The following is a 12,600-nucleotide window of genomic DNA, read 5'->3' on the forward strand; positions in this document are numbered from 1 at the left end:
TTAATTGTGAGGGCAAGCGGCTTGGGTTAAGAAACCCCTCTTTAGTTAAATTAAATAACAGAGGTTCTTATGCTTAAATTTGCGGTTCTTACGTTAGTCACAGTTTCTTCATTAAATGCAATGGCTCTTGATCATAAAGACGCTTCTGGTGCAGTTCTGGCTGCGACAACTATGGCTCCTGTTTGGACTGTTGTTGGACCATTTATGACAACAAAAAACGCGATGTCACCAGAGCAGTACAAAGTTCTTGTGGCAGCAAAAGATGATGCTGCGATTTTTGTTGGTACTGACGGTGAAGTTCGCACTGTGAGATTGCAGCGCGCATTGGAAGTAGTTCGCAAAGCAGATCCTAGAGCGGTTGCTTCTGATTTGGAAATTGCGGAAGCACTTTTGGCTCTGTAGATTTTGTCTTATAATTTAAAATACGAAAAAGCCCGGTTTGTGCCGGGCTTTTTTTATGCATACATCTTTTCAATTTCAGTACTGAACTTCTGATCCAGCTTCTTGCGTTTTAGCTTCATCGAAGGGGTCAGTTCGCCGTTTTCGACTGTCAGCTCAATCGGCATGATCACATGCTTTTTGATGCTTTCAAAGCTGGCCAAGCTACTGTTAGCTTCAGCCACCGCATTGCGAATCAACTCGTCAACAAATGCGCTTTTGCTTAAGTCATTCCAGTCCGTGAACTTGATGCCTTTTTCTTTGGCCAAGGTCGTGACAGTTGCCTGATCCGGGAAGATCAAGGCCACGATATATTTCTTTTGATCACCATGAATAAGTGCATGGGAAATATAAGGGGAGAGTACCAGCAGGGATTCCAGGCGTTGCGGTGCCACGTATTTGCCGCCGGCGGTTTTGATCAGATCCTTTTTGCGATCTGTTATGCGCAGATCACCGCTTTGAGTGATTTCGCCGATGTCGCCGGTATGGAACCAGCCATCAGTGAAGGCCGCATCAGTAGCTTCGGTATTTTGATAGTACTCTCTCATCACTTTTGCCGATTTAACCAGGATCTCTCCGTCTGCGGCGATCTTTAGTTCCACGTCGCCAATGGGGCGGCCCACGCTGCCAAAACGATAGTTGAAGGGAGTGTTCACGGTGATTGCTGCCGTTGTTTCTGTCAGACCGTAGCCTTCCAGAATCAAAATGCCTGCAGAGTGAAAGAACATCGCAATTTCTTTGGAGATCGGTGCGCCGCCACTGATGGCGAAACGCAGACGGCCACCGAAGGCTTCGGTGATTTTTCCAAGGACTAATTTTTTTGCCAGTTCGTACTTCGCAAGCAAACCCACAGGAAGTATTTGACCGGAAAGTTTGTACTCGCCAACTTCGCGTCCCACGTCCACGGCCCAATTGAAAAGTTTCATCTTCAATGGCTTGGTTTGAACCTGAGCAAGAATGGCACTATGGATTTTTTCAAAAATTCTGGGAACTGAAACCAGGATTGTCGGACGGATGTCAGCCAGATTGGCGCGAACCTTCTCAAGGCTTTCTGCATAGGCCATGGTAAAGCCAATGTACAGGTGTCCCCAATGCTCAATGCGACCTAAAATGTGCGCATAAGGCAGGAAGGACAGGGAAGTGTCGTTAGGGGAAGCTCCCGCAAACGGGAAGGCTTCGCTGACTTCGCTGTAGGCTTGCAGGTGAGTCAGCACCACACCTTTTGGCAAACCAGTGGTGCCAGAGGTGTACAGGATTGTTGCCATGTCATCGGCTTTAATCGTGGAGCAAAGATCCTTGTAGCAAGTTGGATTCGCTTCCAGATAACCGGCGCCGATTTTGTGCATTTGATTCCAATGCAGATTTTCACCGGGCGTGTGTGATGTATCCATGAGGATGATTTTTTCAACATGCGGGCATTTCGCACGGATCGACTCAAAAGTTTTAAGAGGACCACGGCTTTCGCAAATTAGAAATCTGGCCTTGGAGTTGTTCAGAATATACTCGACGTCTTCAGCGATGTTGTTCTGATAGATCGGGACGGTGATCGCCTTGATACCAAAAATAGCGTAGTCAGATACAGACCATTCGTATCGAGTGTTGGCCATGATCGCAACGCGGTCACCAGGTTTGATGCCCAATGAAAGCAGGGCAGCGCCAAGGGTTTCGATGTCTTGATAGTATTCTTTCCAGGATTTTTGTTCCCACTTTTTGCCGGTGTTGAATTTAACAGCCACGGCTTGGGGATCGCGTGACGTCATTGTCAAAATAGAATGACCTAAGGTCAGAGAATTCGTCTTCATGATGAAATGCTCCTAGTTGCTTGTCTCTCTGGCAAAGTCTTAAAGAGTGTATTACTTCAAATACAGTTCAATCGTCTGTTTTTGATTGGCTGGGATGGTCACAGTTCTTTCAGCTGAAAGTCCGGTCACCTTATTGTAAGCCTGAATCTTAACTCCGACCTCTGCTTGAATCGTATAGCCCTCGTGTTGAGAACGTATTGCCACCGGAACTCCGGCAATTCTTAATTCAGAATTTGCGCCGCCGTTCACAATGTTGATGAAAACAGATGCCACTCTTGGAAGAACTTGTAAAGAGCCAGTAAATGAATACGCCTCATAAGTGGGTGTGACAGTTGTCACCAGATCCGTATAGCCCTCTTTAACCAGACGCAAACTGAATGGCGTGTTCGCCTTTCTTTGCATGCTGTACGGAGTGAACTCGCCCGTATCGACACCATCAATCACGATACGTGCCTTGGCAGGCGTACTGTAGATTGAAACAGTGTAGTTCGGAGCTGTCGTTGACATATCTGTAGTTTGCGGAACTTCCGGAGCTGTTTGCGCCACGGGTTGTGGGGGAGCAACAGGAGTGTGCTTAGGAGCCATGCCCAGTTGCTCGACTGCAGGTTTGTCACCAGAGAAATTTTTAAGTCCATAGACCACGCACACACCACCGACGATGGCGATCGCGCCACGCAGAACCCAAGTCATCGCATTGGATGACTTTTTATATGGAATACCAGCAGCTGTGCCCGAGATGCCATTAGGTCCACGAGTCACTCCACCAGTACGGGTTTGCGTGTTGGTGTGAGTATTGGTGACCGTGTGATTGCCAAAGTTTTTTGGTTTTGGCGGCGTTTTTAAGTCTTTCAAATCCACGCGAATATCAGTGGACGTGTCGATATCCAAATTACCGGATTCATCCGTGGCTGACATTGTCGGAGGAGTCGGTACGCTTTGTGGTGGAATGCGTGTGTCAGTTTGCGTAACAACCGTTTTGTCTTCTGTCGGTTGAGTCGCCTGAATTTTTGCAAATTCCACTTGTTTGCGACGTTGCTCAAGGAATGCCGCCGAGAAAGCATTTTTCATGAACACCGAGAAGTCCTGAGGAGAGAACTCCGGATACTGAGTATTCAGGAATCTGTTCATATCACGGTGGAAAGCGGCCGCCGTTTGATAACGAAGGCTGCGATCTTTTGCCAATGCTTTGTTGACGATTCTTTCCAGTTCCGGAGGGACGGAAGGATTGATTTTACGAATACTTGGAATTTGGCACTCGCGGATTTTGCGCAAGATCGCCGCTTCACTGTTTGAAGTGAACAGACGGTCATTGGCCAAAAGCTCCCACAATACGATACCCATCGAGAAAATGTCAGTGCGAGGATCAATGTTTTGACCATCAGCCTGCTCTGGGCTCATGTAGCCGTATTTACCTTTTAGAGTTCCAGCTTTTGTCGCCTCAAGCTGGGTTTCTGCTTTAGCGATACCGAAGTCGATGATTTTAACTTCGCCTTCGAAGCTGACCATGATGTTTTGTGGACTCATATCGCGGTGAACGATATTTAGCGGTTTGCCAGTCGTGCCATCGATGCAACGGTGCGCGTGGTCCAAACCTGCAGCCACTTCTTTCATCATGTATACGATTTGTTCGATCGTGAAGGACGTAGTTGTTTTCTTAAGCTCGTTCAGGATTTGGCGAAGGTTGCGACCTTCCACAAATTCCATAACCAGGAAGAATTGACTCTTTTCGACACCGAAGTCATAAATTGATACAACGTTACCGTGGTTCAGGTTGACGGCGATTTTCGCCTCTTCCTTGAACATCTCAATGAATTCCTGGTGATCTGAGTACTGAGGAAGAATACGTTTGATTGCAACAAACTTATTAACACCTACAGCGCCTGTAGACTTGGAAAGATACACTTCGGCCATACCGCCGGCCGCGACTCTCTCCAATAGAATGTATTTACCGAATTGTTCTACAGCTTGAGACATGAAATCATGTTCCCCTTTGATGGGACTATCGGTAAAATGGAAAGGCAGCTTAAGGAGAATTGACTATGAAATGGATAGGACTGACCGGAGGTATAGCTTGTGGCAAGAGCACAGTCAGTCGTATGTTGCGCGATCGTGGCTATAACGTCCTTGATGCTGATGAGGTTGCCCGAGAAGTCGTGCGCCCTGGTACAGCTGGACTAAAGGCGGTGGCCGAGGAATTCGGTGATGTGCTGCTGCCAGACGGAAGTCTGGATCGTCGAAAGCTGGGACAAATGGTTTTTGGTAACCCGGACCGGCTTCATGTTCTGGAATCCATCACGCACCCATTGATTCGTAAAGAGATTGCCCGCCGTCGCCAGGTGTTTGCGGATATGAATCTGCCTCTGGTGATTTATGATATTCCCTTATTATTTGAAACTCATGCGCAGGAGCAGTTCGATCAGATCGTTGTGGTTTCCTGCACCAAGAACCAACAAAAAGAACGACTGATGAGACGCAACCAACTGACCGAATCCGAAATCGACATGCGCATAGCCTCGCAAATTCCCGTGGCCAGCAAAGAATCCGAAGCCGATTTCGTCTTACAAAACAACCGCGACGAGCAACACCTGCTCAAAGAAGTCGACCGTTTGGATGCGTGGTTGAAAACGCTGTAAACAAGCAAACCCAAATTGCTTGTTTGCAAGATCCACTTCCGAATCGGATGCGGCGATAGGTCATAGTAGGTATCAAGCGACTTTTATTTTTACTTCGGGGCGAATTCTGCAGAGTAGCTCCAGAAGTTTGTCGATGGTGAATCGATCGTGGTTGTAGTTAAGGATTTCACTCACGCGTGAATCTGTCACACCGAGCCGCTGGGCCAACTCTCTCTGGCTAATATCTTCATGCCTGCGGTACTTAATAAATTGCGCGCACAATTCGTGCTTTGTTCTTTCAACAGGACCAGCGTTAGAGGGAAGAGTCTTTGATGCGGGCTTTTTATCCAGCTTCTTATCGATCTCTTTCCATTGGTCTTCAGAAGGCCAATTTGGAGGAGGCGTCTTGCTGATTTTGTAAGGACTTTTAGTCACTTTCTTCATTTCGATCTCCTGTAAGCATTTCGAATTCCAAGGTAACTCTCATCAGATGGGATCACTAAAATGAGCCGATACGGTTTTCGATTGTGTTCTACATCAACTTCGAAGCAGCGAAACCCATTAGATTCCGCTGCAGGTTCGAGCTCGTGATTGTTGAGATAAGAAAGTAGTTTCAAAATCAGCTCATCTGTAATGGATTTGCTATGCTTGGCCTCGTAATGAGGGTCTATCCAAACCTCGGAAAAAGGCAATTCGTTTAGAACCAAATCTAATTCATAAACGCGAAACACTTGATACCACCATAACACAGTTTCCCAAATTTGGGAAACTTTAATCTCATAAGAGCAAGTTGTTGATTTTCCACAAGTAACCTCTATTTTTTGATTACTGGCGTTTCAATGTTTATGCCCTATTTGTGATGGCGGTAATTTAGAAGATGGAGGGGTGGGAGTTCATTTTGCGGACAATAGTGACAGCCCTACACCCGTAGCGGGTGCGGCGATATGTCATTGCGGGATAAAAAAAGGGAGATCACTGATCTCCCTTTTTCGTTACTTAAGAACGACTTGAATGTTTGTCGAGGAACCCAGTTTTGTACGGTAGGAAGTTCCTGGGCAGATTCCGTTGCTTTTGCTAGCCCATGCAAGTTGATCTTCTGATGTGGATCTTTCCACTTTCCAAGTTCTGTCTTCTTGCTGTTTGATTTTGTAGTTCACGACTTTCACAAGTTCAACATTGTTGGATCTTGTGATTGGTGTGCAGCGAGCAGGACTGTAGGGATCTCCCGGTCTTGGAGTTGGGTTGATGCCGCCCACTTGGTAGTCTGTGCGAGTGCCTTTGATTAGCTGGGAAGATTTTTCGGAGATTTGGAAAGTCCCGTCGGCCAAAACCTGACCTTTCACTTTGCCTTTTGCATCGACCAGCTTGTCACCTTTGATATCATAAGTGCCCAGGAAGTCATTGGTTGCAAGGCAGTCAATCACTGCGAAGTCCATGGTGATTGAAGTCGCAGAACGTTTCAAGTTCATGGCGATTTTGCATTTTTCGTATTTGCGCACGGTTTTTTTGCCGTTGAATTGATCGTGAGAAACAGTCATCGTGCCCAAACCGCGAAGCTCACCCAAAGAGGTGGCGTGGGAAGTTGCACCCAGTAGCAAAGTCATGGCGATTGCAAAGAATTTCATATGTCCGTCCTTTGTTAGTACAAAAGACAGATATCAAGTGCTTAAGGACGATGCAACTTGGGAACTGATAATGAAGCAAATGGTCAGAAATTAAAGCCGTAACCTGTGATAGCGTAGAGGTCTGCGCCTACAACCGCAAGGCCCACGCCCATTTCAAAGAAGAAAGAATCGCCGACGCCGACGCCACCACGAGCCCGGAAGCGTTTGATTTGAACGATATTCCCGAGTTCATCATCCGGATCTAAAAAAGTCCCCAAAGCAAGGCGAGCATAAGGATAGAAACGATCGTTTTCAAGATTCCAGCGATGGGCCCCAAAAATACCGATGGCATTGTGTTCATTAAATTCAAAATGCAGATCCCAAACAGGGCGTTCGCGCTCAATATTTGCGATTCGCAATCCGTAGATCACACCCTGTGACCACTCGTCATTTTCAATGATGTGCCCACCGCCGTAGCCAGCCAGCACTCCCAATTGCCATGTCGGTGCTGGCTCTCTAAGAGCGGCAGCTTTATCAGACAGATAGGGATCGTTCTCGCCAGTCAGTGGCTGACTGTCCAGAGTCGTCGTCGCAGTGGGGGCCGCGACACTCACGTTTGATAACAAGACCAAGGTCAAAAAAAGGGGGAGAATAGAAACTCGCATAAGCAAAAGTATAATTTACGAATACAATCTTTGTAAAAGTAAATTGGAGACAATATATGTTTAAAAGAGGATCGCTTCTCCTCTCGGTCGGACTTTGCACTACGTTTTTTGCAGCAAATTCTTTAGCAGCAGATTCAATGAGTACAACAATTCATCACCAGTACCAGGCTCCGCGCGCCCTTGGTATGGGTGATGCCTTTGTCGCAGTTGCTGACGACTATACTGCCATCTTTTACAACCCAGCAGGTTTGGCTCGTCGTGAAAGTGGCCAAGTTAACTTGTCTATGAGCTTTGCTGGTACGCCAGGGGCTAAAGACTTCTATGATGAGTATAGCGAAATCGAATCCAATACATCCCTGGATGAAATTGGTAAAAATACGGCCTATATTAATTTGATTGAAAAGCATTATGGCGACAACTACTCCGTTCGCATAAGTCCAATGGAGGGCGTGTGGGTTCGTCCAAAGTGGGGGATTGCGTTTATTCCCGCGGACGTGTCCGTACAGCTGCAAATGCATAGAAGTATCGCAGCAGCTATTGATACTAAGGTTTACGCGGATTCGACATTGGCTCTTTCCTATGCTGATGATCTTCGTTGGTTCAATAATGGCCGTTTCTCCATGGGTTTAACTGCCAAATTTGTGAATCGTGGATTCTACAGCAAAATCATCCAGTCAACAGACTTGGCAACCAGTGATGAGATTGTTAAGAAAGAAGACCTTTCAGAGGGCTACACTATCGATGCTGATATTGGACTCTTGTGGACACCGGAAATTCCGGGTGAAGGTTTCTGGAGCTTTTTCCAATTGGCTCGCCCTACGTTCGGTGCCGTGGTTAGAAACGTTGCCGAGACGGGTTTCAACAACTCTCTTAAGTTGATCAATAAAGATGAGCAAACTGTGAATCCGGTTCCTGAAAAGCTGTATCGTGTATTCGATGTGGGCTCTAAATGGGAGTATCCAAGCGCTTGGATCTTTGGGGGCCGTGGGGTTCTTGACGTTCGTGATTTGGGTCATCCTGATTTCAACTGGAGAAAAGGGATTCATGCCGGTTTGGAATTTGACTGGTTTGTATATTCTTGGTGGAAGGGTCACTATCGAGTGGGCTTGAGCCAAGGGTACTGGACAGCAGGTGTCTCTGCTCAGCTTGGTATCTTCAATCTGGATTTGGTCAGCTACGCTGATGATGTCGGAACCAGAAATACACCCGTTGAGAGTCGGGTGTACGCAACAAGACTTAATTTGGATTTCTAAAACAAAAAAGCTCCTCTTCCGAGGAGCTTTTTTTTATTTCCATTTGGCGATCAGTTCTTTGCCTAGATCTTCAAGCTGGGTTGGTGTTAGTGAGATTAGCTCTTCCGGAGTAATTGAGGCTTGGGTGAGTGCTTCATTGATTGGTCCGCAAATATCTTGATTGGCACCACTTTGGCCACATGAAATTGCATAGACCGCTTGAACGGATTCAGCAACCGCTGTGATGGTGTCTATGGCTGTAGCGTATCCTGGGTCGCCGCTGCCCGCAGTTAAAGAGGCCTCGATATCCGAAATTAGATCGGTGATTTCATCAGGGTCACATTCGGAAATGCCACCGGCACAAGAAGGGAAAGTAGACGTAGAGGATGCTAGTGCTGTCGCACTTTTTGCCATTGCCCCCATTAATGCAAGGCCCGCTGAACCAGACTTTGTACAGTAGTCAGCTGTTTCGTTTGCTAATGCTGTGTCCCCATTTTTGAAATTTAGAATTGAAAGCATAGTAGCTGTATCGCCATCTTCGGAAAGAGCGGTGAATGCCTCAGCAAGGTTTGAAGCGGAAGTAACTTCAGACTGAAGAAATCCAGCCGCACAACGAATTGCATAGGCATTTTCAGATGTCAGGCTGGCAATTCCTGAAACACAAGACTGCGCTGTTGATGGGCTAGCTTTATCCAGGCAGTACTGGGCTTCCATAATCATATCTTTTTCGGATTGAGGGCCTTCACAACCTGCAAGCAGGGCAGCGCACGAAAGACCAGCCACTAACGCTGTAAACTTTGAACCAACCATCGCAAAACTCCTCGGACGTAGACCTTTTTGTTTGCTATATGATTACTTATCGGACTTTTATCGGGGGGCTTAACGCTGGACTTACCTCCGTATTTTAATGAGACGTCTCAATGTGAGGCTGGTCCCGACCGATAAGAAGTTTGACGGAAAATTTTGGTTTTCCGCACGTTTAACGAACGGATGGAACTATGAAACGGATTTTGTGGATCGCCATCATTCAAATAGTCTTGCTGATCGCATTCACCTTTGATGTGAACGCGGCAGAGCGACGTTCTTTCTATTCAGGTGTGCGCTGTCAGGGGATGGGCGGAGCCTGTCTTGCAGTGGTGAATGACGAAACAGCATTAATAGTAAACCCCTCAGCACTGGGCAAGCTTCGTGACTTTTATGGCACCTACTTCGATCCCGAAGTTGAGATGAATGCCAATGCTTCCTCCATGTATTCGGCGGGTGGAATTGGCAATCCTTTTAATCTTTCTGATATCAAAGGTGCTCTGGATTCAAATCGCGGAAAATACTATCACGCGAAAGGACAGATCTTTCCTTCGTTGGTAATGCGAAATTTCGGTATCGGTATTTACAACAATTATCTGCTTGATGCCGAGATGAGCTCCGACGGAACCACGATCGATACTTACTATCGCAATGACCTTGCATTGGTGCTGGGTTTCAATTTCAGATTCTTTGAGGGTCGTGTGAAGCTGGGCTTTAACACCAAGCTGATTGATCGGATCGAAGCTGATAATCGGACTTTGAGCAGTGTTGGTGCATTGGATTATGGCTCCATTGCCAACTCAGGTATGGGCTTGTCGACAGACGTGGCATTGATGTTGTCAGCTCCTTGGAAGTACATTCCAACGGTTACGGCCGTGTTGCACGATGTGGGTGGAACCAGCTTCAATCAAACAGATTCCATTCGTCAGGATTCGGCGACTTCAAATCGTCCCAATCTGGTAAAGCAGGATCTGGACATTGCAGCGGCGTTATTTCCAATTCATACCAATTACGTTAGATCGTCGTGGACTTTGCAATACAGTGGCTTATTAACATCATCCGACGAGGAAGATAAAGCCAAATTGATCCATGGTGGGATGGAGTTCAACTTCGGCGATGTGTTCTTTTTGCGTGCAGGATATAATCAAAGGTATTGGACCGCAGGTTTGGAAGTCGCATCCGAGATGTGGGCATTTCAATTCGCCTCCTACGGCGAAGAAATCGGCACCTCAAGTTCACCCAGAGAAGATCGCAGATACAACATGAAATTTTCACTGAGGTTCTAAGGGAAGCAGATGGAATTGTTTAAGCGCATAACCATTCTAATAATTGCATTTTCACTTTCTGCATCCTGCAGTTCGGAAAATGTATTGTCGGATTTCTCGAATAAAGAAACCGATGAGGCGCTGTATATTGATGCCAAAAAAGCTCTTGATGAGATGGAGTGGGATACCACTATCGATATTATCAACAATCAACTTTCTTCAGCTTATCAAGGAAATCGCGATGTGAAACTGGTGCTGGCATCGGCCTATGCCGGGCGGTGTGGTTTGTTGTTTGCAAATCTGATTCAAGGGATGACGAACAACGCTTCTTCGCAGATGTTCCGATTCTTTATGGGCATTTGGGCTGGGCAGACGGTAGCGCCGGATTCCTGCGAGCTTGCAATTGAAGTGTTGCAGGGGATTGGTACTGTTGCAGAGAGATCTGATAAAGAAAACCTGTTCTTGGCATTGTTGGGCGTTGCCCGCATGGGAACGAATCTTTCGGCAAATCTGGATTCTGGTGATCAAAATGGTGACCTGGATGCGGATGCCACCGTTTGCGATGAGGATGCCACTGGTTCATTAACGAAATGGCCGGATGCTCCCATGCCTTTGCCAGTGGATGCTTACCGGGACGAGTTTGCCCATCCACCAGTTGGAAAGACAAAGTACATGAGCACGACAGCGATGAAGCGTGTGGCATCGGGCCTGGGTTTGGTATTGGAAAACTTCGCGGCTTTAACTGATGCGCTGGGAAGCGGTACATCTGTGGATTCGATTGGGGATTTAAGTGATGATTGCGATGCTGCACTTACGGCAATCATTGGAGCACCCACCACCTGTGCGACCATGACGACTCCGGCAGCGGTTAGCGATGAAATGGTTTATGCGATGAGATTCATGATGGATTCGAACTCCTTTGGTTGGGGCACTTGCAGTATTGATGATTCAGTGAGTTTCTTTTCGACCTTGGGCACTTACGATCCAGTGACAGATAATCCTCCAGCCACTTTGTGCTGTCCTTCAACCAGAATCCCGGGAGTGTCGTTCTAGATGTTACGCTCTCTGCTATTAACCTTTATTTTGACTTTTTCAACGACGGCTTTGGCTCAGTCGTTGTCAGAGTTTGCGCGCAATGCACGGGCCCTGGGAATGGGCGGAACTTACATTCCATTCGTGAACGGCGCGGATGCGGTTTTTTACAATCCGGCGGCACTTGGTAAAGTTGAAGGTTTGGATATCAAAGTCGTGGATGTCGGGATAAGTTTGAATTCAATTTCACCTGAAGACTTGGAAGCCATTCAGAATATCGATCCGAATGATCCGAACTCGTACAATAGTTTATTTGGTACTCGTGTTTGGGTGCAAGCGACGGGAAAAACTGCCTTGGCACTTGGAAACTTTGCCGTGGGATATCTGAACGACAACGAGGTTTCGTTAGAGCTGCATAATCCAGCCTATCCGCAATTTGACACCTACTTCAGGCAGGATACAGGCTACTATTTGGGTTACGCATTTAATGTCGCACCTGGAACTTATTTTGGTATTGCCGCAAAAAGGATTGATCGTTGGGGTGGAGTGCCTCAGGAACTGGGCTTGTCCGATGTTGCGAATGCAGATTCATTTAATGAGATCGGTGATCGTTTCGATGATAAAGGTCAGGGATACGGAATTGATCTTGCGCTGGCGACGACAATTGATTTGCCTCTTTTAAAACCAACATTGGCCGTGGTTTGGCAGGATGTGGGAAATACGGCATTCAGAAAAACCGCAGGGGACGATGCTCCACCACACATCACGCAAAATCTAAGTGTCGGCGCCGGGGTGACGTTGGATTTGCCTGGATTGGATTTGGCTTTTGGTGGTGAGGCACGACACCTCTTGGAGCCGGATATTGAAATGGGCAAGAAGTTGCATCTAGGAGCTGAGGTTTCCTTGCCTATCGTGGATTTACGGGCGGGTTACAGCCAGGGCTATCTGAGCTATGGCGTAGGCGTAAATCTATTTATTTTTCACATTGATGCTGTAAGTTACACCGAGGAGCTAGGCGCCTATCCGGGGCAAACTGCAGATAATCGTTATATGGTCAGCGTTGGCATTGATTTAAGCTTTGATGCTGACTTCAAATTCACCGATACTCAGGGTAAAAGAAGAAAGCTAAAACAACGCCGGTAAACC

At 46.9% G+C, this 12,600-nt stretch carries 12 protein-coding genes; 6 read left to right on the forward strand and 6 right to left on the reverse strand.

Features of this window, described 5'->3' with window-relative positions; translation table 11 throughout:
* Positions 1-69: 69 nt before the first annotated feature.
* Entirely contained in the window at positions 70-402 is a 333-nt protein-coding gene (locus AAAA73_RS13180) for a DUF2388 domain-containing protein (protein ID WP_340598901.1), read from the forward strand.
* Between the two features lie 53 nt (positions 403-455).
* On the opposite strand, the gene AAAA73_RS13185 is transcribed toward AAAA73_RS13180, so the two are convergent.
* Together AAAA73_RS13185 and AAAA73_RS13190 are read right to left on the reverse strand one after the other, a co-directional pair.
* Positions 456-2,240, reverse strand: coding sequence for an AMP-dependent synthetase/ligase (locus AAAA73_RS13185; protein ID WP_340598903.1), 1,785 nt, complete (start codon positions 2,238-2,240; stop codon positions 456-458).
* Between the two features lie 51 nt (positions 2,241-2,291).
* Positions 2,292-4,214, reverse strand: a complete 1,923-nt coding sequence (locus tag AAAA73_RS13190) for a serine/threonine-protein kinase (protein ID WP_340598904.1) — start codon at positions 4,212-4,214, stop codon at positions 2,292-2,294.
* Positions 4,215-4,279: 65 nt separating this feature from the next.
* Between AAAA73_RS13190 and coaE the strand changes: the two genes are divergently transcribed.
* Positions 4,280-4,873 (forward strand): dephospho-CoA kinase, encoded by a 594-nt coding sequence (coaE, locus tag AAAA73_RS13195; protein ID WP_340598906.1) that lies wholly within the window; start codon positions 4,280-4,282, stop codon positions 4,871-4,873.
* 72 nt (positions 4,874-4,945) lie between these two features.
* On the opposite strand, the gene AAAA73_RS13200 is transcribed toward coaE, so the two are convergent.
* The 3 genes from AAAA73_RS13200 to AAAA73_RS13210 all read right to left on the reverse strand — a co-directional run bounded on the left by AAAA73_RS13200 (position 4,946) and on the right by AAAA73_RS13210 (position 7,121).
* Positions 4,946-5,296 (reverse strand): XRE family transcriptional regulator, encoded by a 351-nt coding sequence (locus AAAA73_RS13200; protein WP_340598908.1) that lies wholly within the window; start codon positions 5,294-5,296, stop codon positions 4,946-4,948.
* A gap of 548 nt (positions 5,297-5,844) precedes the next feature.
* Positions 5,845-6,477 (reverse strand): hypothetical protein, encoded by a 633-nt coding sequence (locus AAAA73_RS13205; protein ID WP_340598909.1) that lies wholly within the window; start codon positions 6,475-6,477, stop codon positions 5,845-5,847.
* A gap of 83 nt (positions 6,478-6,560) precedes the next feature.
* Positions 6,561-7,121, reverse strand: coding sequence for a hypothetical protein (locus AAAA73_RS13210; RefSeq protein WP_340598911.1), 561 nt, complete (start codon positions 7,119-7,121; stop codon positions 6,561-6,563).
* A gap of 137 nt (positions 7,122-7,258) precedes the next feature.
* On the opposite strand from AAAA73_RS13210, the gene AAAA73_RS13215 reads away from it, so the two are divergent.
* Positions 7,259-8,374 (forward strand): hypothetical protein, encoded by a 1,116-nt coding sequence (locus AAAA73_RS13215; protein ID WP_340598912.1) that lies wholly within the window; start codon positions 7,259-7,261, stop codon positions 8,372-8,374.
* A 33-nt stretch (positions 8,375-8,407) separates the two neighbouring features.
* On the opposite strand, the gene AAAA73_RS13220 is transcribed toward AAAA73_RS13215, so the two are convergent.
* The gene (locus tag AAAA73_RS13220; protein ID WP_340598914.1) at positions 8,408-9,163 is read right to left on the reverse strand and encodes a hypothetical protein; all 756 of its coding nucleotides are present in this window, start codon (positions 9,161-9,163) and stop codon (positions 8,408-8,410) included.
* A 188-nt stretch (positions 9,164-9,351) separates the two neighbouring features.
* On the opposite strand from AAAA73_RS13220, the gene AAAA73_RS13225 reads away from it, so the two are divergent.
* Genes AAAA73_RS13225 through AAAA73_RS13235 form a run of 3 tightly spaced genes read left to right on the forward strand, consistent with a single transcriptional unit; the run spans position 9,352 to position 12,597 of the window.
* Positions 9,352-10,443 (forward strand): hypothetical protein, encoded by a 1,092-nt coding sequence (locus AAAA73_RS13225; protein WP_340598916.1) that lies wholly within the window; start codon positions 9,352-9,354, stop codon positions 10,441-10,443.
* Between the two features lie 9 nt (positions 10,444-10,452).
* Complete coding sequence (locus tag AAAA73_RS13230) at positions 10,453-11,475, forward strand: hypothetical protein (protein WP_340598918.1); 1,023 nt, start codon at positions 10,453-10,455, stop codon at positions 11,473-11,475.
* Positions 11,476-12,597, forward strand: a complete 1,122-nt coding sequence (locus AAAA73_RS13235) for a hypothetical protein (protein WP_340598920.1) — start codon at positions 11,476-11,478, stop codon at positions 12,595-12,597.
* Positions 12,598-12,600: the final 3 nt, after the last annotated feature.

It is taken from the genome of Bdellovibrio sp. GT3 (genome assembly GCF_037996765.1).
In the GTDB taxonomy this organism is placed as follows: Bacteria; Bdellovibrionota; Bdellovibrionia; order Bdellovibrionales; family Bdellovibrionaceae; genus Bdellovibrio.